The following is a 25,500-nucleotide window of genomic DNA, read 5'->3' on the forward strand; positions in this document are numbered from 1 at the left end:
TTTCTATTTAAGTTCTGCTACTGCCGCCATAAATTTGTCGCCGCGAACTTCAAAATTAGGGTATTGATCCCAACTTGCATTCGCAGGTGACAATAAAATCGTATCTCCAGCAGCACTTAAAGAAAAGGCTAATGGGACGGCTGTTTCAACATTGTCTGTCATTTCAATTGTTTTTACCCCTGCTGCTTGAGCAGCAGCGGCTAATTTTTCCTTTGTTTCACCAAACAACACGATGGCTTTTAGCCCTTTTAGTGCGGGAACTAAGTCATCAAAGCTGTTCCCCCGATCCAGACCACCTGCCAATAAAATCAGTTTCTCATTGTCAAAGCCGCCTAATGCCATTTCTGTGGCCAGAATGTTTGTTGCTTTGGAGTCATTGAAAAATTTCACCTGATTGATGGTGGTGACATACTGAGTCCGATGGGGCACGCCTGTAAAGGTTTGTAACGCTTGCTTAATGGCTTCGTTTGGCATATCGCAAAGTTTACCGACAGCAATCGCTGCTAATGCATTTTCAATATTATGATCTCCTGGCACGCCAAGTTCATCAGCTGCCATAATCACTTCTTCTTTATAATAGAGGATACCGTCAAGCATGTACGCGCCTGCTACTTTTTCCTTGGTGGAAAAAGGAATGATTTGCGCTTTTGATTTTGCCGACAGTGCTTCTAGTTCTGGCTGGTTCCAGTTGATCACCAAATAATCATCTGCAGTCATTCGCTGTTGCAACCGCCACTTTGCTAGGACATACTCTGGACGACTGCCATGGTAATCGATATGGGCTTCATAAATATTGGTGATCACGGCGATTTTTGGTCGCAAAGTATCGATCCCCATCAATTGGAAGCTAGACAATTCCATGACTAATCGGTCTTCCGCTTTGGCCGTTTGAGCAACGGAACTTGCAGGAAACCCAATGTTCCCAGAAAGCAGTGCCTGCCCTTTTTGCATCCCTGCGTTTAAGACATTGGCGATCATGGTCGTTGTGGTGGTTTTTCCGTTCGTACCAGTAATGCCGATAATCGGAGCCTCAGAGATTTGATACGCTAGCTCCACTTCCGTGATTACAGGAATTTTTTTCTCTAAAGCTTTTTGAACAAGGGGCTGTGAATAAGGGATTCCTGGATTTTTCACAACTAACGAAAAGCCTTCATCCAATAATTCGATTGGGTGGCTGCCAGTGATCACTTTGACCCCTAACGCCAAAAGATCTTGTGCTTCGGGATTTTCAGCAAATGGCTTGCCGTCATTAACGGTCACAAGTGCGCCCAAATCATGTAACAATTTGGCCGCACTGAATCCACTACGCGCTAATCCTAGCACAAGAACTTTTTTATTTTGATATGTTTTAATTTTTTTCATTTTCTTCATCTCCTACCATACAAGGGCTATTGTGAGCAACGAGCAACCTAACGCAATACACCAAAAAACAGTGTCGATCTTCCACTCAGACCATCCGCTCATTTCAAAATGATGGTGGATGGGTGACATCTTGAAGATTCGTTTGCCCGTTAATTTGAATGAGGCAACTTGCAGCATCACGCTTGCTGTTTCACAAACATAGACCAGTCCGACAAGCAAGAGGGTCCATTCTTGGTGTAAAAGAATCGAAATTGCTGCCAGCAGACCGCCTAAAGCCAGCGAGCCGACATCCCCCATAAAAATTTTAGCCGGTTTGCGATTGTACGGAAAGAAGCCGATCAATCCGCCAATGATTGCTAGACAAACGATCAATACATCAATTTGATCTTGCCGCCAAGCAATCAGTGCGTAAGTTGAAAAAGAAATCGTGCCCAGTCCTGCGACCAGACCATCGATACCGTCGGTCAAGTTGACTGCATTTGAAAAACCGACCAGCCAAAAGATGACGAACACTCCGTAAAAGATCGACAGTGGCACATCGATCCCAAAGAAATTTAACACGTCTGCATTGCCTTCCGCTCGAAAAACAAAGTAAAAGACGAGTCCGCCTAAAATTTGTCCAATCAATTTTTGCAGCGAGTTTAAGCCCATATTTCTTTTGCGGAAAATCTTGATGAAATCGTCAAGAAATCCTAATGCACCATAAACCAAGGTAATGAACAAAAGAATGAACAATGAAGCAGTCAGTTGATTTTGCCATGCCCCTACCCAAATTGCAGTGATCATTGCAGAAATCAAAAATACAAACCCACCCATCGTTGGTGTACCAGCCTTTACGTTATGCCATTTAGGGCCGTCACCACGTATTTCCTGTCCGTATTTCTTCATTTGAAAATAGCCGATAAACAAAGGCATTGCGGCTGTTACGATCGCAAAGCCACTTGCCAAAGGTAATATCATCTCTGTCCATTCCATATCGTTCTCTCCTATTATTCTATTCGTTTTCGCTTAGTGTAAACTTGATCGATTGTCCCGATAACTCAGTATAAGGCTCCACGCTCTGTTTGGTACAATAGCCGTCCCCTTCAAAACTGACGTCCACATTCAACAGACTGCCAAATTTGATCAAATCTGCTTTGGACCAGGAGGTCGTATCAGGCATGTAATACTTGTCGCTATCCGTAATCAGCAGTACTCGTCCGCCAGGCATGATCGAAGTGCCACTGTCAACGGACTGTGCGATGACCTTCTCGCCATCACCGATGACAACAGGGGTCAACCCAGCTTTTTGAACGTCAGTTGCCGCTGATTCTGTATCAAGATTACGATAATCCCCTACAGTCGTTTCACTACCTGAGGTTGTACTATCTTCTAATGCAGAATTTTTCAGATCCATGACTCGTTTCATCAATGGATTGGCAATTTCACCCAACACGGTGCTTTCGTGCTTCTCTGGCAATTTGATCGTCAAATACAAAATATATTCAGGTTCTTCTGAAGGAAACATCAAAACAACAGAATACAGATAATTGGTACCCCCAGACAAATACTTACCGGTCGTTGGATCGGCTACTTGGGCTGTCCCCGTTTTCGCGGAAATATTGTAGCCCGGTAGTTCATAGACACCATAAGCACTTCCGTAATTTTCACTTTCGACAACATCACGCATATATTCCCGTACTTTTGTTGCCGCTTCTGCTGTGATGGGATGGCCAACTTCTTCTGGTTGTGTGACCGTTTCTTCTCCTGTATTGCCATCAACGATTTTACTAATAAATTGTGGTTTTAACATCGTTCCGTTATTTGCCACCGACGTAAAGGCCTGCATCATTTGGAAATTCGTCACACCAATCGCTTGACCAAATGACGTCATCGCTTGGCTGACAGGGTTATCCTCTGGTGTGATCCCAGTATTTTCGTTAGGCAATCCTGAATAGGTACTGCGACCAAAACCAAATTCTTTTAAGTATTGCTGCCAACGATCTGCCATTCGCTGTTCCAAGGTCACCATTCCAATATTACTCGACCATGAAAGTGCTTGGCGCATCGTCAGTGTTCCTTTTTGACCGAAGTCCCAGTCGTTGATGGTTGCATCATAAAGTTTCATTCCATCAGGGCTTGGGGTAAAAGTTTCGTTTTCATTAAAGATCCCTTGATCGATCGCTGCTGCCGTCGTCAAGATCTTCATGGTTGATCCTGGCTCGTAGTTGTCCTCAACTAATAGGTTTTGCCAATCATTGATGGAATCCAAATTTTCTGGATTATAGGTTGGTCGTTGCGCCATCGCCACGATTTCACCCGTTTTTGCATCCATTAAGTTCGCTGTTAAGTTTTCTGGTTTGTTTTCTTTAAAGACACTGTCCATCAGCGTTTCCAAGTAGCTTTGGATCCGACTATCGATGGTCGTATAGACGTCTTTCCCATCCACCGCTGCAACAGTTTCGGCTACGGTTCCTGGCAACGGATTTTGATTGTTGTCTTTTTGATAAACGATCTCGCCATCGGTCCCTGAAAGCACGTCATTGTACGCAGCTTCTAGCCCGGTTTTCCCAACTAGACCAGTATCGTCATCATTGGCAACAGCATACCCGATAAAGTGAGAAGAAAAGACACCATTCGGATAAAGACGAGCTGGATGACTGTCAAAATGAAAGCCAGCAATCCCTTCTTTTTCCATTGCATCTTCAATCGCATTCTTTTGTTCTAATGTAATATTGTTCCCTTTGCTTCCAAAAGAAACACGCCATAATTGTTGCTCAAGCCCTTCTTCTAATGTATTGACTGCTGTTTCTTGGTCGATGGACAATACATCCGACAAGATTTTGCCTAATTTATTGAAGTTTGCTTTTTCTGCAAAAAGATTCTTTTTGCCATCTTTGTAATTTTGGTTCAAAACAGCGTAAATTGAATAGGAAGTCACATCTTCAGCAATTGGAATCCCATTGCGGTCATAGATCGTTCCACGTTTCGCTTTGATGACTTCACTGCCTTCATAAAGATTTTTCGTTTTTTCAGCTAAGGAAGTCCCAGCGACATCTCCGACAATGACGATGTAGCTCAAACGCGTGACAAACAAAAAGAACAATCCAATACTCGTAGCAAAGAGAATAATACCTACTTTTTTGCGATTGTTCGTTGTAGTTTGATTGTTCTTTTTTAAGTATTGCTTGAATTTATCTGTTAACTTCATTTAGTCCACTTTCCTTAAATTGCCGTCATCGATCGACAATCCATTATCCTCAGCAATCTTTTGGATGCGCTCGGTTTTAGAAAGTTCATTTTTCTCTTGTTCCAACTGTTCTGCTTGTGTTGTTTTTTCATTGATATCCGATTGGATCAAAGAAATATCGTGTTCGACTTGACTGATATTGGTTCGAATATTGATGGTCAAGATCGCCAACGTCAATACAGAGATGATCACAAAGGCAGCGATCAGTTTTTCCAGAGTAGAAATGCTTTTTAACCGACGAGCCGGAGATGCTGGTACGCGGATGACCTCAGGACGCTGGGGATCAGTAGGCAGTTTTTCAGTTGTCGGTTCAGAGTGTTCCATAGGTTGTGATTCAAGTGGTTCTCTGAATTCATAGTCATGAACTTTTAGTTCTGCCATAGTTGTTACCCTTCGCTTTCCTTGATTTTTTCCGCGATTCGTAGTTTCGCACTACGAGAACGATTATTTTCAGCTACTTCTTCCTCAGTAGGAAGCAGTGGTTTTCTTGTTATAAGTTTTAATGTTGGTTGAAATTCTTCTGGTATCATCGGCAGACCTGGTGGCATATCCTTTGGTGTACTGTATTCCTTGAACATCGATTTCACAATGCGATCTTCTAATGAGTGGAACGTGATCACACTGACACGTCCGTTGACTGCTAAAAGATGAATGGCTTGTTCAAGTGATTCTTCAATTACACCTAGCTCATCATTGACTGCAATTCGAATGGCTTGGAAAACCCGTTTTGCTGGGTGACCGCCCTTTCTTCTTGCTGGAGCTGGAATGGCTGTTTTGATGATATCAACCAATTCCCCCGTTGTTTCGATGGGATGATCTTGTCTCACCCGCTCGATTTCCCGAGCGATTTGTTTTGAGAATTTTTCTTCTCCATAACGGAAGAAGATTTTGACTAATTGATGGTAGTCGAATTGATTGACCACTTCATAGGCAGTCAATGCTGCAGTTTGATCCATCCGCATATCCAGCGGTGCATCTTGGTGGTAGCTAAAGCCACGTTCGGCTTCATCTAATTGGGGTGAGGAAACACCTAAATCATACAAAATACCATCGACTCGGCTTACGCCGTGTTGATTCAATGCTTCCTTTAAATAGCGGAAATTACTTTTAATAAACGTGACCATCCCTTTAGCAACATAAGGTGCTAAACGTTCTTTTGCATGGTCGATGGCGGTTTGGTCTTGATCAAAAGCAAAGAGATGTCCTTCTTCAGACAGTTGTGACAATAAATATTCACTATGACCAGCTCCACCTAATGTACAATCGACATAGACGCCTTCTGGACGAATTGATAATCCATCAACGGTCTCCTGTAGCATAACGGTGTAGTGTTGAAAATCTGCCATGTGTTTTTTCCTCTTCCTATCAAGCCTATAAGCCAAAGTCGATCATTGTTTCAGCAATTTCATCAAAGTTTTCTTCTGCTTCTTCAGAGAATGCTTGCCAACGCGTTTCATCCCAAATCTCGATTCGATTTGAAACCCCGATGATCACGCAGCTTTTAGTAAGGTCTGCATGATTTCTCAATGTAACAGGGATATTGATTCGTCCTTGTTTATCGATCTCGCACTCTGTTGCAGCAGAATAAAAGAAGCGGACAAATGTCCGAGCATCCTTTTTCGCTAAAGGCATTTCGTTTAGTTTTTCTTCAAGTTTTTCCCATTCAGATAAGGGATAGCCAAATAAACAGCCATCTAATCCACGTGTCACAACAAATTTTTCTCCGAGTTTTTCTCGTAGTTTTGAAGGGACGATTAGTCGGCCTTTTGCATCTATCGAATGTTGAAATTCACCCATAAACATCGATAAATAACCCCCGATCTCCACCTGATATTCACAGTCTACCACAATCCCCCACTTTCTACCACAAATTATATGAAATTTGAAAGGGAAGTTGTTTGACTTTTCTTTACCAAATGAACAAAAAGAGGAAATCAGACTCCTTAAAGTCTTTAAAAAAACTTTAAGTGAAAAAATGGACGTTTATCAAGGGGCAAAACACTATAAGTAACTTACGATATTTAGAATGATCAAAACGACATGAAAAATGATCGTAAATAGAAAAATACTGCGCCAATACATCTTAAAATAGCGACCATATTGGATCTCTTCATAGTAGTACGCCTGAAAGACGGCCAGTAGAATGCCTAATAAAAAAATGGAGATCAAATAATACAATGTGATTGCTTGATCAAAAGTATATTTTGATAATTGATGAATCCCCACCATTAAAAATGGTACCGCTAAATCCGGTGCCTTCACATGGAAACGATCATTCAACGAAAGTGCAGAAACGATAAAACGACAAGCAAAATAAACGAGAACAGGAAAAATATACCAAAACAAAACGATTGGATTAAATCCAGACATACAGCAAAATCCTTTCTAACAACTAGTGTCACTATACTTTATTTTCTTTACATCCATGTTTCAGTTCTTTTAAAAATTTAAGCCGGAATAAGACAGCCATGAAATTTTTTAAGGAGGCTCTTATTTCAACAACTAACTTTTGAAAGTTTTAAAGAATGTATTTCTTTACCTATTAAAACAGAAGGGAGTAGCTTCAACAAGCCTATCTTGCCATTCTAACGAATTTTTTTATAGTGAAATTGAAATTTTCTTAATTTCTCCTTGGATCAACTTGAGTTCTTGAGAAATTGAGGGTAAACTGTCACTAGAATAACTCTAAAAGGTGGATTAGAATGAACGAGAAAAAACCAAAAAGTACCTTTGCAAAAATCACGCAAGTCGTGATCTGGACCATGCTTATTCTCACTGTCGGCTCGATTTTCTTAGCAGCGTACACAAGTATTATGGGTTAATCCTATTAAAAAATGCCCTTTTCCAAAATGATGGCTTCCATCTTTTGGAAAAGGGCATTTTTTTACAGTAACGGTGACACAAGACGTGCCAGGCCTTCCTTGATCTTGATCGTCAATTTTCTTTGTTGATACGCTTCGATCGTTAACGGTTTGGAATCGATCGAATCCGCCAGAAACGCTTCTTTTGTTTGAGTCGCAAGTTGCGCATCATAGATAATCGTATTGACTTCAAAATCTAAGCGAAAGGATCGAACATCGATATTTGCTGAACCAATCGATACAAGTCCACTATCTATAATCATCGTTTTCGCATGCATAAACCCTTTCTCATAGGTTTCAATGATTGCACCAAAATGAAGCAGCTCAGCCGCAAAGGAATAGGTCGCCCAATATACCAAGGGATGATCCGGTTTATTAGGGATTTGGATATGGACTTTCACCCCAGAAAGCAGTGCCAACTTTAAGGCATTGTGAATAGCTTCATCCGGAATATAGTAGGGCGTTTGGATTAGAATTTCTTTTTTGGCTAAATTGATCATTTTCAAATACGTCATTTTTATTTCTTCATGTTCCGTATCAGGACCACTAGTGATAACTTGGGCTGCGACTGTCCCCGCTTGTTTGATTTCAGGAAACAAAGAAGGATCATATTTGATCTCCAAGGCATGTTGTGAATTCCAATCCATCAAAAACCGATTTTGCAGCGAATAGACAGCTGAACCGGCAATTCGCAAGTGATTGTCTCGCCAATAACCAAATTTTTCCACTTGTCCTAGATATTCATCTCCCACATTAAAACCGCCTGTATAACCAATCTCACCATCAATCACCACGATTTTACGATGATTCCGATAATTGATTCGCGGATTGACATAAGGAACGAACAAAGGAAAGAAAAAGGCAATTTGCCCGCCATGCAGACGCAATTCATCAAAAAACTTCAATGATACCTGGGTACTGCCCCAAGCATCTAACAAGACTCTTACTTTTACGCCTCGCTTTGCGGCTCGTACCAATGCTTCTTTGACCTCATTTCCCAATGCATCACTGCGATAAATATAATATTCCATATGAATGTGATTTTTTGCCTGTTCGATATCCGCGATCAAGGCATCAAATTTCTGCCGCCCATCGGTATAAAGTGTCATGCTATTGGCTGTCGTATAGAGGGATTGACCAAAGACCGTCAACAGATAGACTAACTGCTGGACTTCTACTTGAGCAGTCGGCGGATGCGGAAACAAATGACGCGCGAGCGCTTGTTTTTGTTCTTCTAATTCAACGTTTAGACCAATCTTTGCTTGTGAGCGCATATCGAAAATCTTTTCCTTGGAAATTCCTCTACCAAAGAAAAAGTAAAGCACAAAACCAACGATTGGGATGAACATCAAGACCAAAAGCCAGGCCCATGTCTGAGCAGTCTGACGTCTCTCTCTGAAAATGATAATGATTGATAACAAAATATTAACTATAAATAAAATGGTTACCAAATTATCCATTACAACCATTTTTCCACCTCTTCCCCGATTTCCCGCTACTAAAGCATATCAAAAAATAGTACCTAAAGTAAAGAAACACTGTGATGAAACAAAAAAAGCCGATCTGACGATCGACTTTAATAAAACATACGTTTAGAATTTTAAAAATCGGCGCATTGATAAGACGGAACCAAGCGAACCAATCACGATACCAATCAGTGCCATCACACCGCACACTTGTATTAGAAACATATTTGGTGCAATTAAGCTGTAATTTGAACGTAGCAAGGATGGATTGACCATTGCATAAACTTGATGATACCCGAAGTACATCAACGCAATTGGGACAATTGATCCTAAGAGTCCGATCCAGCCTCCTTCAAGGAAGAATGGCCAACGAATGTAGCCGTTTTTCGCCCCAACCAGACGCATGATTTGAATTTCTCTTTGACGGGACAAAATCGTGATCCGAATCGTATTAGAGATTAGGAACATTGCCACAAAAATCAGTAAGACAGCAGCAGCTAAGCCCCAAGTCCGCACAGCCGCAGACAATTCAAAGATTCGGTCAGAAGAATCTCCACCGTAATCGGCTTTAAAGACATTCGGCAAATCCCCAGCTTGTTCTGCGATCTCTGTCGTATACTCTGGATCTGTGGCACTTACAACAAATACGTTATACAGTGGATTACTGTCGCCTTCGAACAAGTTCCATGAATCCCCCATGGCATCCTGGATCTTCTGCAATTCTTCGTCTCGACTAGAAAATGTCACTTCTGAAACGTTCGGCAGATCATTTAAGGCCTGTTCTAAAGCATCCATGTCTTCTTGTTCTGTACCAATATCAACGAAAACCGACACGTCCACATTCTCACGAATATCTTCGGCTAGTTTTGTTGCATTTAAGATTACACCTAGAAAAATACCGACTAATGTTAATGTGATCGTCACGGCACTCAATGACGCGATAGTCATCCAGCCGTTACGCTTTAAACTTTTAATACTCTCCAGGAGATGACGGAAAAATGTTCTAATCATCGTAACCATATTCTCCTTCCGCTTGGTCGCGAATAATGCGGCCATTCTCAATCGCGATCACGCGATGACGAATCGTATTTACGATCGTACTATTATGGGTCGCCATAACGACCGTTGTTCCTTGTGCATTGATTCGATCAAGCAATTTCATGATTTCCCATGAGTTTTCAGGATCTAGATTTCCGGTTGGTTCATCCGCAATCAATACCTTCGGTGTATTTACGATGGCACGAGCGATCGACACCCGTTGTTGTTCCCCACCGGAAAGTTCACTTGGAAAGACCCGAACTTTATGTTTCAGTCCGACCAAATCCAAAACTTCCATCACCCGTTTTTTGATATCACGGGGTTTGCGTCCGATAACTTGCATTGCATAAGCAACATTTTCAAAGACCGTTTTCCGCGGTAAAAGTTTGTAGTCTTGGAAGACCACGCCGATTTCCCGGCGCATCAAAGGGATCTCACGGTTTTTCATGCCGACCAAATCATATCCTGCGACATTCAAAACGCCTTTTGTTGCTCTTTCTTCTCGATACATCAATTTGATAAAGGTTGATTTTCCGGCGCCGGATGGTCCAACGACATAGACAAACTCCCCTTGATCAATTGAAATCGAAAGGTTACGGATAGCAGTCGTACCATTAGAGTACTTTTTCATTATATCTTTCATTTCTATCATACAGCTATCTCTCCATCTCAAATTTTCATTCTGGCTTATTATAGCATGAATATATTTCACCTTGCTTGCAACAGATTACAATTGTGTTTCAATCTGTTTAAGTCATACCAGGTTATTTTTGATTCAGTTTCAGCTTCAAATAGGCATCGATAAAGCCGTCCAAATCGCCATCCATGACTGCCTGTACATTCCCAGTTTCGAAATTCGTTCGGTGATCTTTGACCATTGAATAGGGATGGAAGACATAAGAACGAATTTGCGAGCCCCAGCCGATCTCTAATTGCTCGCCTCGCAAGGCTGCTGCTTCTTGTTCTTTCTTTTCGACTTCTAATTGATACAGCTTAGCTTTCAACATCCCCATCGCTTGCTCACGGTTTTTCAGCTGTGAACGCTGGGCTTGGCTAGCGACCACTGTACCTGTTGGAATGTGAGTGATCCGCACAGCAGATTCGGTTTTGTTGATGTGCTGTCCACCAGCGCCGCTTGCGCGGTACGTATCGATCTTCAAATCATCTGAGTTGATCTCCACATCGATCGCCCCATCTAATTCTGGCATCACATCCACCGAGCAAAATGACGTATGCCGTCTCTTAGCAGAATCAAAAGGTGAAATACGGACCAAGCGATGCACGCCTTTTTCCGACTTCAAATAGCCATAGGCGTTGTGGCCTTTTACAAGTAAAGTGACACTTTTGATCCCCGCTTCATCACCGGCTTGATAGTCCAAAGTTTCCACCTGATACCCATGTTGTTCACAAAAACGAGTATACATCCGTAACAGCATGCTGCCCCAGTCTTGCGACTCGGTACCGCCTGCTCCCGGGTGCAGCTCGATGATGGCATTGTTTCGATCATAGGGTTCATCTAACAACATCGACAATTCATAAGAAGCCATTTTCTCATTTAACTTACCGATTCGCGCATCAAGTTCTGCTTCCATTTCCGGATCGGCTTCTTCTTGAATCATTTCCAACATCACTTCGAGTTCTTCCAATTCTTCTGCTAGCTGATTGAATTGATCGTAAGTCTCTTTGTTGGCATTGTTGGCGTTAATGACTTGTTGAGCTTTTTCTGAATCATCCCAAAAGGTAGGATCTGCCATTTGGTGTTCCGCTTCCGCAATGTCCTCTTCTAACTGATCTAAGTCAAAGAGACCCCCTAAAACTGATTATTTTTTCATTCATCTGGGTCAATTGATTCCGAATATCTGCGATTTCCATTAAAATTCCTTCTTTCTTTTTTTCTTACAAACGAAAGTAGACTGGACAAAAACGTCTGCCAGCCTACTCTCACCTTTTTCAAAACTTGTTACATATTTTTCCCGTGGCAATTCTTGAATTTTTTCCCGCTTCCGCAAGGACAAGGATCATTGCGGCCCACGTTTTTGAAACTTGGTGCTTGGGCAGCCGGTGCTTCTTCTACCCCTTGTGCTTCTCCTTGGGCTACTTGTTCCCGTTGAACGTTTTGGCGGATTTCTGCCTTCATAAACAGACGAGTTACTTCATACTCGATGGCTCCAACCATGTTTTCAAACATATTGAATCCTTCTGTTTGGTATTCAACTAACGGATTGTTTTGTCCATAAGCCCGTAACCCAACCGATTGGCGCAATTGATCCATGGCATCGATGTGGTCGGTCCACTTCGTATCAACGACTCGTAAAATCACTACTTTTTCAAATTCCAGTAATTGTTCTGGACTATTAAGTTGTGTTTTCTTTTGTTCAAAGACTTCTTCTGCCCGTTGGTTTAGATAATCTTTAATCTCTTGAGCTGATTTGCCCTTGATGTCTTCAATACTGATGGTATCTTCATGAACAAGTGCATTGGCAGCAAAATCAACGATTCCTTCATAATTCCAATTGCTTTCTTCTAATTGCGTATGACTGTCAACGACCCGGCTGATGGAACGTTTCACCATATTCATTAATTGTGGTGAAAGATCCGTTTCTTCCATGATTACTTCTTGACGTTGTCCGTAAATAACTTCCCGCTGTTCTCGCATTACATCATCGTATTGCAAGACATTTTTCCGAGTATCGTAGTTATTTCCTTCCACTCGTCTTTGGGCAGATTCTACTTGTTTTGAAAGCATCTTGCTTTGGATCACGGCGTCGCCTTCATCAATCTTCATCCGATCCAAGAAAACTTTGATTCGTTCAGAACCAAAACGCTTCATTAAATCATCTTCTAGCGACAAGTAAAATTGCGACATTCCTGGATCTCCTTGACGTCCCGCACGTCCCCGTAACTGATTATCGATCCGTCGCGATTCATGACGCTCAGTACCGATAACTGCCAAGCCGCCTAGTTCTGCAACACCAAGACCTAACTTGATATCCGTTCCCCGACCAGCCATATTGGTCGCGATCGTTACAGCACCTTTTTGTCCCGCATTCAAAATGATTTCTGCTTCTTTAAAGTGATTCTTGGCATTCAATACTTCATGAGGAACTTTCTCACGATCAAGCATTGATGACAATAATTCAGAAGTCTCAACAGCGACCGTCCCTACAAGCACGGGTTGTCCTTTGCGGTGACGCTCTTTGATGTCTTGAACGACTGCTTGGAATTTGCTCGTAAGCGTTGGATAAAGCAAGTCCGCACGATCATCCCGTAAGATTGGTTTGTTCGTAGGAATCTGAATGACTTGCATGTTATAGATTTCTCGAAACTCTTCTTCTTCCGTTTTTGCTGTACCGGTCATCCCAGACAGTTTTTTGTACATCCGGAAGTAGTTCTGGAATGTGATCGTCGCCATCGTTTTGGTTTCATCTTCGATTTCGACACTTTCTTTCGCTTCGATCGCTTGATGGAGCCCATCAGAATATCGGCGACCATCCATGATCCGACCTGTAAATTGGTCAACGATCATTACTTTCCCATCTTGCACGACATAATCGATATCGCGAATCATAATGTAATTCGCTCGTAGTGCTTGATCCAAGTGATGGGTCAATGCCGTGTTTTCAATATCATACAAGTTTTCTAAGCCGAAGGTCTCTTCCGCTTTTTCGATCCCACGTTCTGTCAAACCGATCGTTTTTGATTGGATATCGATTTTGTAGTCTTCTTCTTCCGTCAAGCGTTTGACAAAATTGTCGACCCGATTGTATAGCGCAGTTGATTTTTCTGCTTGTCCTGAAATGATCAACGGTGTTCTCGCTTCATCGATCAAGATCGAATCGACCTCATCGACGATGGCATAGTTTAATGGACGCTGTACCATTTGATGACGGTAAACCACCATGTTGTCCCGCAAATAGTCAAACCCTAATTCATTGTTTGTACTATAAGTGATGTCACAAGCATATGCCGCACGTTTTTCTTCTGCTGATTTTGAGTTGATGTTCAAGCCGACCGTCAACCCTAAAAAGTTGTACAGCTCCCCCATCTCAGTCGAGTCACGAGTTGCCAAGTATTCATTGACAGTTACGACGTGGACACCTTGACCGCTCAAAGCATTCAAATAAACAGGTAATGTCGCCGTCAAGGTTTTCCCTTCACCCGTACGCATCTCTGGGATATTCCCATCATGCAAGACGATCCCACCCATTAATTGGACGTGGTAAGGATAAAGGCCCAAAACGCGTTTTGCAGCTTCACGTACTACTGCAAAGGCTTCAGGTAATAATTTATCCAAAGTCTCTCCCTCTTGGAAACGACGACGAAATTCATCGGTTTTCCCGCGTAATTGTTCATCAGATAAAGCGGCCATTTCATCCGCATGTGATTCAACTTGATTCGCAATATGGTCAAGACGTTTTAATTCTTTTTTGTCGTTTTCGATTAATTTTCTAAAAAAATTGGCCATACCTTAATAATTCTCCTTTTACTTCTGCATTATCCTAGCTGGAAACTCTCCTAACTATTTTAGCACTAGTTCACCATAAATGAAATATTTTTCGATAGAACTATCGCATCAATCTTGCGTGATAAACGGATTCTTAACCTTTTTTCACAGATTTTAAAGAAACGCAGGAAAAAAAACACGCAACAAGCCATTGATCGGCGCTGAAAGTCCAGCACACGCCCAAACGTCTTGTTGCGAAGGTTTGCAAATTATGCCGTTTTAAAACGGGTTTTTAAGAAAGCTAAGAAGAGCATCAGTAGCATGCCTAAAGACTGAATCCCGATCATCAAGACGATATCAGCGCCAATAAATCCTGCCAACATCGCAACGAGAGAGCCTGCCCCCAGTGCATTTAAAATCACGTTCGTACTTTCTTTGAAGCTGCCGATTGTCGATAGTCGTGATTTTTTCGTCAACCAGAGGAAAAACGCTGCGCCTATGACTAGAATACTATTCATTGCCACCAATAAAAATGCCACTGTGATCGTCTGACTGAAGAAAATCGCTGTCTCGTTGTTGCGATAGAAGCCGTCTTCGATTGCTTTTTGAAACGAAGCCGCATCATCTACTTGATCAGGTGCCATTTCCGCCGTGTAACGCATTTCATAGTGATAAGTTTGTCCATCGATTTCTTCTTTGATGGTCCAGTCTGTTTCCCGAAAATTGATGGCGTATTTCGCTTTTTCAAGAGCCGCTTCTGAAAGCGCAACGCCTATGATCCCCGCTTCTGTTTGGGAAAAGACTTGTGACTCATCCGCTAAAAGTTTGCCATCTTCCAGCTGCAACTCATTGTATTTTGCTGCCGTTTCTGCCGTCACGAGTGTTTTTGCATGGGGAAAAAATGCCGCAAAGGCTTGATCCGTTTGCTTGCTGATCATTAAGGTCAACGGGATCATCAGCAAGGACATCAAGAAAACATAGACGAACACTTGCTGCCAGCGATTTAATTTTTTACGCCATGCATAGACTTTTGTTGGAGAAAAAATGGCCCCAAAGTACGTTAAGGGAAATCGTTGTTCAGACATCCTATCATTCCTATCCTTTTGTTCCGCCAGAGGTCAAACCTGAAACAAAGTATTTTTGTAAGAAGAAAAACAGTGCAGCGATCGGTACGGCGATCAAAATCGCCCCTGCCGCAAAGAGTGCGACCCGTTGGTTACGGGCATCATTGATAAAGGTTTGTAGCCCGACTGCGACGGTCAAACGCTCTTGTGAGCGAAGCAAGAATCGCGCCAGCAAGAATTCGCCGAATGGTCCCATAAAGGCCCACAATGCTTGGACGGCAACCATTGGTTTTACGAGGGGCAAAACGATTTGCCAAAAGATACGAAAATGCCCTGCACCATCAAGTTTTGCTGATTCATCCAAGTCGATGGGTACCGTATCAAAGTACCCCTTCATCAGCCAAGTATTCATCGGAATCCCACCACCGATATAAATCAGTGTCAAGAACCAGAAGCTATCTAGACCGTTTGCTAATAAGCCCATGACATAAAAAGCGGTCAACGCCGACATTGTCGGTACCATTTGAACGATCAAGAACACCATCAGACTACTTTTACGACCAGCAAAACGGTAACGACTGTAAGTATACCCTGCTAACGTTACGATCATTACTTGAATGATCATTGTCGAAACTGCCACGATCAAGGTGTTTTTATACCATGTCAAATACGGGGTTTCATTGAATAAACGTCGAAAGTTGTTCAATGTCCAATCCGCATCAAAATCTAAGCGAAAAGCAATCATGTTCCCTGCCTTGAAGGCTGAGGTTGCGGTAATCAACAAGGGATAGATGATAATGATCGATAACGCGATCATAAACAAGTAGGTAAATAATTTGCTGAAAGAAAACTTCTTCTTTTTCATCCTCAATCCTCCATATTAAATGCATTCGTCTTTTTAAACACCAGTAATGAAATGGAGATCACCACAAAGGAAATGATCAAGGTCAATGCAGAAGCGATCGAGTATTGTGGTGAGCCGCCGGTCGTCAGTTTGTAGATCCAAGAAATCAAAATATCTGTCGATCCAGCATTTCCGCCTAAACTTCCTGGTCCGCCTTCGTTAAAGAGATAGATCATCGAGAAGTTATTAAAGTTCCCTGTATATTGCGTAACAAAGGTTGGGGCTGCCACCAAAAAGATCGCCGGCAGCGTGATATTTCGAAAACGCTGAATCGCATTTGCCCCATCCATTTTGGCTGCTTCATACAAATCTTCGGAAATGGATTGTAAAATCCCCGAAACCATTACATAAATGTAGGGGAACCCTAACCAACCCTGAATCAAAATAATCGCCGTTTTCGTCCAAAACGGATCGGTCTTCCAAGCAATGTTCCCAATATCAACAAAGGGCAAATTGTTCAATAGCGGGATCACCTGTGTATTGATCGCTCCTGCGGTATCATTAAACATATTTGAAAAACTCATGATCGTGATAAACGCTGGCACCGCCCAAGGAAGCAAGAAAATCACCCCAAAGACGCGACGAAACTTCACAAATTTTTGATTGGCTACAACTGCTGTCAGTATGCCGAGTGTAATTTGCAAAGTGGTTGCTAAAACGGTCCAAATCACCGTCCAACTGAATACTTTTACAAAGGTGTCGCGGTAAGAACTTAAGGTGAAAATATTCGTGAAATTCGAAAAACCGATCCAGTCGATTAAGTTTGCTGGCGGAATGTGTCGAAAATCATAGTTGGTAAATGCCATAAAGAGCGTCACCATTACTGGAAAAATAATTGCTACGATCATTACCAGATAGGCAGGGATCGTCAGTAAGTACGCGAAACCATCTTCGTATAATTTTTTGAAAAATTCTTTTCTCGTAACAGCTACCGGGAAGCCTTTTTCAATGCTTTGTCGAACCTGATAGGCATCTTTGATATTTAAAACCCAAAAGATAATGAAAATAACGGTAACGATGACCTGCAGTGTTCCCTCAATCAACAAAAACAAAGAGTTGTCTTCCATCGGTACTGATCCGAGTGTGACAAAATTATAAAGTGCTTGTCCACCAAACAAAAGCATTTCCACCAGAAAAATCAGAAAGGCCGCAAAAAAGAGACCCGCTTTGAATTTCTGACCATTTTTGAATTGTCCCCCACCAGGGATGATTGAAAGAAGCGCAGTCTGCATGGCTTGTGAATTCGTCCTCATATGTATCCTCCTTAAAATCGAAAGTCTGCCAAGCGGCCGACGATCGATAGAAAACAATCTCGTCAAGCAATTTCTTGCGTGCTACGTTGCAAGGAATCCTTTTGACAAACATCCTCTATAGAATCGTCGACATGAATGACAGACCGTAATCGGCTAATTATTAGTATTTCTGCTCAATCGCTTCTTCGATTGTTTTGGCAGCATTATCCGCTGCTTCTTGAGGAGTCATATTGCCTGAACCTGCATCAAACAGCATGTTTTCAGCCCCTACCCAAACCTCAGACATTTCAGGGATATTTGGCATTGGTTGTGAAACACTGTATTGCTCGATCACTGCTTTTGCTACTGGATCATCTGAAGCAGCGACTGTTTCTTGAGCCATAATGTTCGCTGGAATATCATGACGCATGTCATATAATTTCTCTTGATTGGCTTCGTTGGTCAAATACTCGACAAATTGTTGAGAAACGTCTTTGTTTTGTGAGTAGTTAGATACTACCCACGCTTTTCCGCCGCCAAATGTTTCATAGTCGTTGCCGTTGTTTAGTGTTGGGATTTTCGCTACACCATAGTTGATGCCTGCTTCTTCAAAGCCGTTCACGCCCCATGGTCCATAAATGATAGCTGCTGTTTTGCCTTGATTGAAGTAATCCAACATCAAGTTTTCGTTGGCTGATACATCCAGCATTCCTTGCGGCCAGACATTTTGGAACCAATCAGTTGCATACGTGATTGCTTCAACAGAACCTTCGTTGTTCAGCCCTAGATCAGATGGGTCTGTTCCTTCATCACCAAAGACATACCCGCCATGCCCCGCTAATAGACCATACGTATAATAAAAGTCCGTCCAACGAGCTAAGAAACCAACATTGTCATCGCCTTCTGCAAAACGATCATCTTTCGCTAGTTCTTCTAAATCAGAAAAAGTTGCTGGTGCTTCATCGATCAAGTCTTTGTTATAGAACATGACAACCGCTTCAATCATTGCTGGTGCGCCATAGATCTTATCATCGATGGTCACTTGTTGCTTGTCGGTATCGCTGTACCGTCCATCATCTGGCAAAGTCATTTCTGCCAAATGCCCTTGGGAGCCTACTTGACCCACACGGTCATAAGGAGACATCGTAACATCTGGGCCTTTCCCAGCAGGACCGTCTAGTTGAAGCGCATCCATTTGATCGAACATGTCCATTTCCACAACGTTGATGGTGACATCATTTTCAGATTCAAAGTCAGATTTCACTTCATTGATATAATCAATATAGTCTGCGCCTACAGAGACCGTGATCGTTTTTTCATCGCTACCTGAACCTGCATCTGCATTACTACCATCGGTACTACCGCCGTTGCCGCCACATGCTGCAAGCGCTAACAACGCACTTCCTGAAACTAATCCTAGAGCTGCCTTTTTCCAATTCACTTTCATCCTGTTTACCTCCTGCAATTTGTAACTCTATTATGCAACCGGTTTCTTAAAATGGCAAACATTTTCTAAATGTTAGCGATAACAAAAATTGAAAAAGCCTTTAAATTAAGATATTGAGGAATTGAAAAGAAATTGCGCAACCATTTGCTTAATTTTTCACCTTGTGGATTCACGAACCACGAGTTGCGGTAAAAAGCGCTGTTGTCGCTGGCTCGTATCGTTCTGTTCAATTTTTTGGATCAGTAATTCACCACAAGCTTCGCCCATCTCAACGATGGCTTGCTTCATAGTCGTCAACTTGGGCGAGCTGACCTGATCCAGGAATACCCCATCGTAGCCGACAATCCCAAAATCCTTTGGTATCTGCGCGCCAATCGACTGCAAGCCTTGATTGATGCCTAGTGCTAAACGATCCGTCGCACAGATAAAACAAGTATTTTCCGCAAATTGCTCTTTCTGTGCTGTGATAAACGTGCGGGCTGCGGAAGAACGGTTTTCAAAACGATGGATTTTTGGTGCTTGCCCTGTTTTTGTGACTGTATCTATGTACCCTTTTTCTCGGCTTTTCGTAAACGCTTCTTCCAACTCTAAGCCAATATAGACCAAGTGTTGATAGCCAGTATCGAGGGCGTGTTTACAAGCAGAAACGATCCCTTGATAGTTGTCACTGTCAACAAAACTGAGTCCAGCTTCATTTTCACCAAATAGAACGACGGGTTTCTTCAAATTTTTTATCCAGTCCATATCCTTTTGGCGAAATCCCGTGATGATACAACCATCTGCTGGGCCACGATCCACGCCATCCGTCGTAACCAGCTGCAACGAATAATGCGCTTTGCCGACGGAACGAGCGATCCCCACTAATAAATTCATATAGTATGGCTCCGTCGTGTCCATCTCCTCTAAGATATACACTTTGATGATATGGGAACGCTTGGAAACTAATGATTTGGCAGCAATATTCGGTTGATAATCCAGTTCCAGCATTGCTTGATGAACGAGCTGCTTTAGCTCTTCGGTCACTTTATCTGGATGGTTGATCACTCGAGAAACGGTCATTGCGGAAACATTTGCTTTTTTGGCGACATCTGCTAACGTAGTCATGATTCACTCTCCCTGTATGATTTCATCTATAGTATAACACAATAAAACGAAAGAGAAACAAAGCCAACTTTTATATAGAAAGATTTATTGCTTCATTCCAAAAGATAAAAAAACAGAGCAGCTTCTCAGCTACTCTGTCAAAAAAGACTTTTTTTGGGGTGTCGCCAAAAGGATCCCACACGTGTTAATCTGTTTCGATCAACCCGTATTTACCATCTTTCCGACGATACACAATGCTCGTTCCATTCGTTTCCGCATCTTCAAAGATAAAGAAGTTGTGTCCAAGCATGTTCATTTGTAAAACAGCTTCTTCACTATCCATTGGTTTTAAAGACAAACGTTTTGTACGTACGATGTCTAAATCAGAACCATTGGTTTCTTCATCGTTTGCTTCAGTTGTGAACAAATCACCATCTGTTGGCGGAACCAACGCTGTCTCACGAGATTTGCGATTGATTTTTGTTTTGAATTTGCGGATTTGGCGTTCCAATTTGTCAACAACCAAATCGATACTAGCATATAGATCAGGTGAAGTTTCTTCCGCACGTAGAACTAGGAATGGTAAAGGAATCGTTACTTCTACTTTTGCAGTTTTTTCTGTATAAACTTTCAAATTAACGTGTGCTGTTGCTTCTGGCACATCATTAAAATAACGTTCTAATTTACCTACTTTTTTCTCGACGTAATCACGGATCGCTTCTGTTACCTCGATATTTTCGCCACGCACATTATATCTAAACATAAAAATTACCCCTTTCGTCTACCAGTAAAGAAGGAAAAGGACCACTCTTTTCTTCTTCTTAACTCTATTATATCGAACTCTTGGTCATTTGCCTAGTAAATCGAACAATTTTCTTTAAGCGTTTTCAAAATAACGTTTCAACGAGCAATAGAAAAAGAACGAATCGACTGGGGGCCAAAGGACTGCAGTGCTTCAGCTGCATGATATAACGTTCTACCGGTAGTATACACATCATCGATCAACAATAATTTTTTCCCTTTGATTTCACACGCTACATCTGGCTTCACTGCAAAGGGTTGCGCCTCTACTAATCGTTGCCTGCGAGAACGTTGTGCCTGTGGTGCGGTATCAACAACTTTCTCCAGTAACTCTTGAAATCTGACTCCGGCGGCTTCCAGCACAGCGGTGACTTGATTAAACCCTCGCTGTTGGTAACGCTCTGCCGATAGTGGGATGGGAATCAAACACTCATAGTCAAACCTGTTGAGTTTCTGTTTGATCACAGGCGCAAACGTCCCCCGCAACTGATAGTTTCCCATCAATTTGTATTCGTGAAGCCAATCCTTCATTCCTTGATCGTAAGCAAATAGCGCTCGGTGCTGCAATTGAATCATGGGACACGTTTTTTCCCAATAGAGACAATCGCTGCAAAACACAGATGCTTTTTTTCCGCATGAAGGACAGCAGGTTCGCCAATCGATCACTGAAAACTGTTGGGCACATTGCGGGCACAATTCATTTTCTGGGATACGCCAAGGAGCCAACACCTCAATGATCGTTCGTTCTCTAGGAAAAGTCCTTTTACACCAACTACACACCATCGGTCAGCCAGCTTTTTGCCAATTGGTTCATTTCCTTGATTTCGTTGATTGCTTTTCGCATCGCTTCCGTCATTTGGTCGTAGAAAAATATGACCTCCCCTTCAGTATAGGCCCCTTTACGATCGACACGGCCAGCGATTTGCACGAGCGCCGATTTTGTAAAGACTGGATGATTAGCGCCCAATACGATGACTGAGACGTTTTCAATCGTCACTCCACGTTCTAAAATCATCGTTACAAACAACACCTGGTACATCTGTTTGCGCGCAGATGCTACTTTTTCGCTCCGTTTTTGATCTTGCGACGAAACGCTAGTCAACGACCATGACGTCCTTTGTTTGCGGACAGCCGCTTCTACTTCCTTCATCAGCGAAATGCTTGGACAAAACACCAAGACAAAATTTTTTTGAACCAGCCGCTGCAAGTGCTGGAGCAACGGTCGCAACCAACGTTTTCTGCGATAAGCCTGCGCCCAGTGACTATAATGAACAGGTTGGGGAACGATCAATGGACGCTGATGAAACCGCAACGGCATTTTCAAGACAGCGAATTTCCCACGAATTTCTTGCAGCAGTCGTTCTGAAGGCGTCGCACTTAAGTAGATCAGACACCCGTTTTTGGCTAAGGCATTGTATAATCCGTAACGCAGCTGCGCATCGCCCTCGTAGGGAAATGCATCTACCTCATCCACCACGATCAGTTGAAAGCTACGATAAAAATGCAGTAGCTGATGGGTGGTGGCAATAAGGATGTTTGTGTAGCGATAAGGCTCTTCTGATTTTCCATAAAGGAGTAAGCTTTCCTCTTGTGGAAATGCTTGCTGAATCCGCGGAAACAATTCACGACAAACATCGATCCGCGGTGAGACGATCGCCACTCGACCACCTTCTTGCCGAACGTAGCGGATCGTTTCAAAGATCATTTCGGTCTTCCCTGAACCCGTGACCGACCAAACAAGCGAAGATCGCTTTTGTCGACAATTAGACACCAATTGCTGGGAAATTTTTTGCTGAAACGGCGTCAATGCTCCTGGCCAGACGATGTGGTGATCAATGGCTGGACTTTCCGTAGGTTGAATCACCAGGCGCCCATTTGATGTGATCCGACCATAGCGAATACAGGTTAGACAGTAATAGCTGCCTATCGGTAATTGCACCGACGACTTGTGGTGGGAAGAACCGCAACGCTGACAAACGATTCTCTTCCCCTGCTCAAGCATTGCCGGTCGAGAATCATGGGGTTTTCCTACACTCATTGTTTCATCTAAAACAAAAAATTGTTTTCCTTTTTGATTAGTCATAACATACACCTCAGTTTTAAGTACGCAAAAAAATCGGTTCAAGCACTTTTTGAAAAGTACTTGAACCGATTACAGGTTTCTTGTTTGCTTCAACAGCAGGTCTTGCTTATTCGCCGATCAATGTCAATGCTTGATCTAAGACTTTTTCGCCGTTCATCATACCGTAATCTGCCATGTTGATTACTTCTAAAGGAATTCCTTTTGGCGCTAGACGTTTCTCAAAATCGCCTTTCATGAAACGAACTTGTGGTCCTAATAATAAAACATTTACGTCTTTGCTTTCTAAATGTTGATCTGCTTCTGAAGCGGAAACTGCAAAAATATCTGCTTCTAATCCTTTTGCTTCAGCTGCTTTTTGCATTTTTGTTACTAATAAGCTTGTACTCATTCCTGCAGAACAAACTAACATAATTGTTTTTTTCGCCATATCGAACACTCCTTGAATTTTAAGAATAAGATAACATTTCCTATCTCTAGTATAGAACAAGTTTGAAATTTGTCAACGCTTTCTATCCAGCAGCCAGTTTGATTTTACTAAACGGTTAAAAACGACATACTCTTTTTTTAAATTGACGAGGACTACCTCATAGCCGGCATTCAGCCACGCATAGGCCCCGTTTTCAGGATGTCGGTAATCATTTGCCCACCAATCCGTACTCGTGCGGGCACTTTTGGGCAAACCGGATGCTGGGAAAAGAAATTCATCAAACTGGGTAAAGGTTAACGTAATTTGTGAACCGCCGTTGTTTTTTAAATAGTGTGTGATCGTATCGTACTTTTTGCGTCTACCCAAAGCAACTGCCTCCTCTTTTTCAGGTCTGTGTTGGTGCCTTTTTCTTTCTTCTATTTGTAACTTTCCTTCCGATTGCCTATACTAGAAACATAAAGGAGGCGATCGTACGCGTGACTTATCGAACGATCCGACAAGATGGAGACACGGAAATAGAAATCAAAAAATCGCGTTTCATCTGTTCGTTAAAACGAATCCAATCAGAAGATGAAGCCAAAGCGTTTATACAAGCCCTCAAAAAAGAACATTGGAAGGCGAATCATCATTGCAGCGCCTATGTATTGGGTGTAAACCATGAGATCCAACGCAGCAGTGATGATGGTGAACCTAGCGGCACCGCTGGAGTACCGATTTTAGAAGTATTGAAGAAAAATGACTTGATCAATATGGTCGCTGTCGTTACCCGCTACTTCGGTGGAACGAAACTTGGCGCTGGCGGATTGATCCGCGCTTATTCCAGTTCAGCTTCCGCTGGCATCAAGGCGGTGGGAATCGTCGAAGGCGTTTTGCATCAAGAGCTTGCATTGACCATTGATTATCCCCTTTTAGGTAAGCTGCAAAACTATTTAGAACTGCAGAACATCTACGTAAAAGACATTGCTTATACCGAGAAAATCGTTGTTACCTTAATGATTCCTGAAGCAACGCTTACCGACCAAGAAGCCGCTTTGATTGATTTGCTGCAAGGGCAAGTGCAGCTAAACAAAGGCAAGACCGAATATGTAGAGCGCCTCATCGAGGAGCCAACCGAGTAACTATGCAGGACAAGCACCTGTCAGGTTTGCTCTTTTCCTCAAAGCACGGACTCTAATGCCGCTTGCTGCAGCGGCCCAATCGTTGAAAAACCGAATTGACCGATGCGGAGCAACAGCACGTATGCTCGCAGTGTCCTTTCGGCTTTTTCGCGTCTTTTTTGTTTCCAGCCGTCTCAGGCAGCTTATTTTTCCATATAAAATTCGAAACGATTGCCGACATATTGGGTGCGCACATATTCAAATGGTTGCCCATCTTCAAATGAAGTGATTTGCCGCATACGTAAAATCGCATCGCCGCGTTTGATTTGTAAATAATCAGCAATTTGCTCGGAAGCGACCATAGCTGAGATCGTTTGCGAAGCGCCGCCGATTTTCCGCTGTCCTTTTTCTTCCAACACTTTATAGAGGGAAGAGATGATCTCCTCCTTGCTAAAGTCATGAATAAACTTTTCAGGGATACTCGCTACTTCAAAACAGATCGGCACATCATCCGCATACCGAATCCGCTCCATCCGTAAAATCGTTTCGTGTCCTTCTAATTGCAGCTTTTCCATCTCACTGGAGCTAGGTGCCGTCAAGAAATAAGCGACCGCTTTGCTGGAAGGCTTACGACCAAGAGAATTCATGATTTCGGTAAAACTCGTCGTGCCCGTCATTTTCTCTTGTACTTTTTGGCGAGCCACATAAGTGCCAGAACCGATTTTGCGCTCAAGAATCCCTTCATCCGCTAAGGTTTGGATCGCTTGCCGCAACGTCATGCGACTCACGCCGAATTGTTTTGACAACTCCCGTTCTGAAGGCAGTCGATCCCCGATTTTGTATGTATTGTTTTCGATATTGGCTTTGATTTGATCATGAATCTGGATATAAACAGGTAATTTTTCCACCACTACACATTCCTCCGTTCCCCTCCTATTATAACTGGTATATACCTAAATAGC

The 25,500-nt window shown here is 42.5% G+C and carries 24 protein-coding genes and 2 pseudogenes; 2 read left to right on the forward strand and 24 right to left on the reverse strand.

Annotation, left to right across the window (positions count from 1 at the left end; genetic code table 11):
* Nucleotides 1-3: 3 nt before the first annotated feature.
* The 7 genes from murD to IGI69_RS11920 form a co-directional block, all read right to left on the reverse strand.
* Nucleotides 4-1,362: a UDP-N-acetylmuramoyl-L-alanine--D-glutamate ligase gene (murD, locus tag IGI69_RS11890; RefSeq protein WP_128431585.1), complete on the reverse strand. Its 1,359-nt coding sequence runs from the start codon at nt 1,360-1,362 to the stop codon at nt 4-6.
* Between the two features lie 12 nt (nt 1,363-1,374).
* A complete protein-coding gene (gene mraY, locus IGI69_RS11895) occupies nt 1,375-2,337 on the reverse strand; it encodes a phospho-N-acetylmuramoyl-pentapeptide-transferase (RefSeq protein WP_010749769.1) in 963 nt (320 codons plus the stop codon).
* 19 nt (nt 2,338-2,356) lie between these two features.
* Nucleotides 2,357-4,552, reverse strand: coding sequence for a penicillin-binding transpeptidase domain-containing protein (locus IGI69_RS11900; RefSeq protein WP_087627818.1), 2,196 nt, complete (start codon nt 4,550-4,552; stop codon nt 2,357-2,359).
* A complete protein-coding gene (ftsL, locus tag IGI69_RS11905; protein WP_005228796.1) occupies nt 4,553-4,972 on the reverse strand; it encodes a cell division protein FtsL in 420 nt (139 codons plus the stop codon). It abuts the gene before it with no gap.
* Between the two features lie 5 nt (nt 4,973-4,977).
* Entirely contained in the window at nt 4,978-5,937 is a 960-nt protein-coding gene (rsmH, locus tag IGI69_RS11910) for a 16S rRNA (cytosine(1402)-N(4))-methyltransferase RsmH (RefSeq protein ID WP_008377332.1), read from the reverse strand.
* A gap of 25 nt (nt 5,938-5,962) precedes the next feature.
* Nucleotides 5,963-6,394: a division/cell wall cluster transcriptional repressor MraZ gene (gene mraZ / locus IGI69_RS11915; protein ID WP_005228792.1), complete on the reverse strand. Its 432-nt coding sequence runs from the start codon at nt 6,392-6,394 to the stop codon at nt 5,963-5,965.
* Nucleotides 6,395-6,592: 198 nt separating this feature from the next.
* Entirely contained in the window at nt 6,593-6,961 is a 369-nt protein-coding gene (locus tag IGI69_RS11920) for a DUF3397 domain-containing protein (protein ID WP_005237289.1), read from the reverse strand.
* A gap of 332 nt (nt 6,962-7,293) precedes the next feature.
* On the opposite strand from IGI69_RS11920, the gene IGI69_RS11925 reads away from it, so the two are divergent.
* Complete coding sequence (locus IGI69_RS11925) at nt 7,294-7,413, forward strand: DUF4044 domain-containing protein (RefSeq protein ID WP_005237290.1); 120 nt, start codon at nt 7,294-7,296, stop codon at nt 7,411-7,413.
* 62 nt (nt 7,414-7,475) lie between these two features.
* Here the strand turns inward: IGI69_RS11925 and cls are convergent, their stop codons facing one another.
* The 16 genes and pseudogenes from cls to IGI69_RS12005 form a co-directional block, all read right to left on the reverse strand.
* On the reverse strand, nt 7,476-8,921 hold the full coding sequence (cls, locus tag IGI69_RS11930) for a cardiolipin synthase (protein ID WP_005237291.1): 1,446 nt from the start codon (nt 8,919-8,921) through the stop codon (nt 7,476-7,478).
* A gap of 123 nt (nt 8,922-9,044) precedes the next feature.
* A complete protein-coding gene (gene ftsX, locus IGI69_RS11935) occupies nt 9,045-9,929 on the reverse strand; it encodes a permease-like cell division protein FtsX (protein WP_005237292.1) in 885 nt (294 codons plus the stop codon).
* Nucleotides 9,922-10,608, reverse strand: coding sequence for a cell division ATP-binding protein FtsE (gene ftsE, locus IGI69_RS11940; RefSeq protein ID WP_005237293.1), 687 nt, complete (start codon nt 10,606-10,608; stop codon nt 9,922-9,924). Before ftsE ends, ftsX begins: the two co-directional genes overlap by 8 nt.
* Nucleotides 10,609-10,720: 112 nt before the next feature.
* A protein-coding gene (gene prfB, locus IGI69_RS11945) for a peptide chain release factor 2 (protein WP_101495161.1) occupies nt 10,721-11,828 on the reverse strand; the annotation gives its coding sequence in 2 pieces (ribosomal slippage) (nt 10,721-11,755 and nt 11,757-11,828; 1,107 coding nt in all).
* An 88-nt stretch (nt 11,829-11,916) separates the two neighbouring features.
* A pseudogene (locus tag IGI69_RS11950) lies at nt 11,917-11,991 on the reverse strand (SEC-C metal-binding domain-containing protein); the annotation flags it as partial.
* A gap of 45 nt (nt 11,992-12,036) precedes the next feature.
* Nucleotides 12,037-14,421: pseudogene (secA, locus tag IGI69_RS11955) on the reverse strand (preprotein translocase subunit SecA); the annotation flags it as partial.
* Nucleotides 14,422-14,669: 248 nt separating this feature from the next.
* A complete protein-coding gene (locus tag IGI69_RS11960; protein WP_010749776.1) occupies nt 14,670-15,485 on the reverse strand; it encodes a DUF1189 family protein in 816 nt (271 codons plus the stop codon).
* A 10-nt stretch (nt 15,486-15,495) separates the two neighbouring features.
* The gene (locus IGI69_RS11965; RefSeq protein WP_016608756.1) at nt 15,496-16,329 is read right to left on the reverse strand and encodes a sugar ABC transporter permease; all 834 of its coding nucleotides are present in this window, start codon (nt 16,327-16,329) and stop codon (nt 15,496-15,498) included.
* A 2-nt stretch (nt 16,330-16,331) separates the two neighbouring features.
* A complete protein-coding gene (locus tag IGI69_RS11970; RefSeq protein WP_142964651.1) occupies nt 16,332-17,621 on the reverse strand; it encodes a carbohydrate ABC transporter permease in 1,290 nt (429 codons plus the stop codon).
* A 160-nt stretch (nt 17,622-17,781) separates the two neighbouring features.
* Nucleotides 17,782-19,047 (reverse strand): extracellular solute-binding protein, encoded by a 1,266-nt coding sequence (locus tag IGI69_RS11975; RefSeq protein ID WP_015510171.1) that lies wholly within the window; start codon nt 19,045-19,047, stop codon nt 17,782-17,784.
* A 156-nt stretch (nt 19,048-19,203) separates the two neighbouring features.
* Entirely contained in the window at nt 19,204-20,151 is a 948-nt protein-coding gene (locus tag IGI69_RS11980) for a LacI family DNA-binding transcriptional regulator (protein WP_438740935.1), read from the reverse strand.
* Between the two features lie 184 nt (nt 20,152-20,335).
* Nucleotides 20,336-20,893 carry a ribosome hibernation-promoting factor, HPF/YfiA family gene (gene hpf / locus IGI69_RS11985; protein ID WP_005231866.1) on the reverse strand — a complete coding sequence of 186 codons (558 nt, stop codon included), beginning with the start codon at nt 20,891-20,893 and terminating at the stop codon, nt 20,336-20,338.
* 137 nt (nt 20,894-21,030) lie between these two features.
* The gene (locus tag IGI69_RS11990; RefSeq protein WP_438740937.1) at nt 21,031-21,714 is read right to left on the reverse strand and encodes a phosphoribosyltransferase family protein; all 684 of its coding nucleotides are present in this window, start codon (nt 21,712-21,714) and stop codon (nt 21,031-21,033) included.
* Nucleotides 21,704-23,014 (reverse strand): DEAD/DEAH box helicase, encoded by a 1,311-nt coding sequence (locus tag IGI69_RS11995; RefSeq protein ID WP_438740940.1) that lies wholly within the window; start codon nt 23,012-23,014, stop codon nt 21,704-21,706. Before IGI69_RS11995 ends, IGI69_RS11990 begins: the two co-directional genes overlap by 11 nt.
* A gap of 106 nt (nt 23,015-23,120) precedes the next feature.
* The gene (locus IGI69_RS12000; RefSeq protein WP_005228768.1) at nt 23,121-23,441 is read right to left on the reverse strand and encodes a PTS sugar transporter subunit IIB; all 321 of its coding nucleotides are present in this window, start codon (nt 23,439-23,441) and stop codon (nt 23,121-23,123) included.
* 72 nt (nt 23,442-23,513) lie between these two features.
* Nucleotides 23,514-23,807, reverse strand: a complete 294-nt coding sequence (locus IGI69_RS12005; RefSeq protein WP_005228767.1) for a DUF7662 domain-containing protein — start codon at nt 23,805-23,807, stop codon at nt 23,514-23,516.
* A 110-nt stretch (nt 23,808-23,917) separates the two neighbouring features.
* Here IGI69_RS12005 and IGI69_RS12010 point away from each other — a divergent pair, with 110 nt between their 5' ends.
* Nucleotides 23,918-24,559, forward strand: a complete 642-nt coding sequence (locus IGI69_RS12010; RefSeq protein ID WP_438740942.1) for a YigZ family protein — start codon at nt 23,918-23,920, stop codon at nt 24,557-24,559.
* A 182-nt stretch (nt 24,560-24,741) separates the two neighbouring features.
* Here the strand turns inward: IGI69_RS12010 and IGI69_RS12015 are convergent, their stop codons facing one another.
* On the reverse strand, nt 24,742-25,449 hold the full coding sequence (locus IGI69_RS12015) for a GntR family transcriptional regulator (RefSeq protein ID WP_005228765.1): 708 nt from the start codon (nt 25,447-25,449) through the stop codon (nt 24,742-24,744).
* Nucleotides 25,450-25,500: the final 51 nt, after the last annotated feature.

This window comes from Enterococcus sp. DIV1083b, assembly GCF_051713705.1.
In the GTDB taxonomy this organism is placed as follows: domain Bacteria; phylum Bacillota; class Bacilli; order Lactobacillales; family Enterococcaceae; genus Enterococcus_D; species Enterococcus_D casseliflavus.

Coding starts and splice junctions, on each gene's coding strand:
- murD (WP_128431585.1), bottom strand. CDS start 1,362: ATGAAAAAAATTAAAACATATCAAAATAAAAAAGTTCTTGTGCTAGGA.
- mraY (WP_010749769.1), bottom strand. CDS start 2,337: ATGGAATGGACAGAGATGATATTACCTTTGGCAAGTGGCTTTGCGATC.
- IGI69_RS11900 (WP_087627818.1), bottom strand. CDS start 4,552: ATGAAGTTAACAGATAAATTCAAGCAATACTTAAAAAAGAACAATCAA.
- ftsL (WP_005228796.1), bottom strand. CDS start 4,972: ATGGCAGAACTAAAAGTTCATGACTATGAATTCAGAGAACCACTTGAA.
- rsmH (WP_008377332.1), bottom strand. CDS start 5,937: ATGGCAGATTTTCAACACTACACCGTTATGCTACAGGAGACCGTTGAT.
- mraZ (WP_005228792.1), bottom strand. CDS start 6,394: ATGTTTATGGGTGAATTTCAACATTCGATAGATGCAAAAGGCCGACTA.
- IGI69_RS11920 (WP_005237289.1), bottom strand. CDS start 6,961: ATGTCTGGATTTAATCCAATCGTTTTGTTTTGGTATATTTTTCCTGTT.
- IGI69_RS11925 (WP_005237290.1), top strand. CDS start 7,294: ATGAACGAGAAAAAACCAAAAAGTACCTTTGCAAAAATCACGCAAGTC.
- cls (WP_005237291.1), bottom strand. CDS start 8,921: ATGGTTGTAATGGATAATTTGGTAACCATTTTATTTATAGTTAATATT.
- ftsX (WP_005237292.1), bottom strand. CDS start 9,929: ATGATTAGAACATTTTTCCGTCATCTCCTGGAGAGTATTAAAAGTTTA.
- ftsE (WP_005237293.1), bottom strand. CDS start 10,608: ATGATAGAAATGAAAGATATAATGAAAAAGTACTCTAATGGTACGACT.
- IGI69_RS11960 (WP_010749776.1), bottom strand. CDS start 15,485: ATGTCTGAACAACGATTTCCCTTAACGTACTTTGGGGCCATTTTTTCT.
- IGI69_RS11965 (WP_016608756.1), bottom strand. CDS start 16,329: ATGAAAAAGAAGAAGTTTTCTTTCAGCAAATTATTTACCTACTTGTTT.
- IGI69_RS11970 (WP_142964651.1), bottom strand. CDS start 17,621: ATGAGGACGAATTCACAAGCCATGCAGACTGCGCTTCTTTCAATCATC.
- IGI69_RS11975 (WP_015510171.1), bottom strand. CDS start 19,047: ATGAAAGTGAATTGGAAAAAGGCAGCTCTAGGATTAGTTTCAGGAAGT.
- IGI69_RS11980 (WP_438740935.1), bottom strand. CDS start 20,151: ATGACTACGTTAGCAGATGTCGCCAAAAAAGCAAATGTTTCCGCAATG.
- hpf (WP_005231866.1), bottom strand. CDS start 20,893: ATGTTTAGATATAATGTGCGTGGCGAAAATATCGAGGTAACAGAAGCG.
- IGI69_RS11990 (WP_438740937.1), bottom strand. CDS start 21,714: ATGGTGTGTAGTTGGTGTAAAAGGACTTTTCCTAGAGAACGAACGATC.
- IGI69_RS11995 (WP_438740940.1), bottom strand. CDS start 23,014: ATGACTAATCAAAAAGGAAAACAATTTTTTGTTTTAGATGAAACAATG.
- IGI69_RS12000 (WP_005228768.1), bottom strand. CDS start 23,441: ATGGCGAAAAAAACAATTATGTTAGTTTGTTCTGCAGGAATGAGTACA.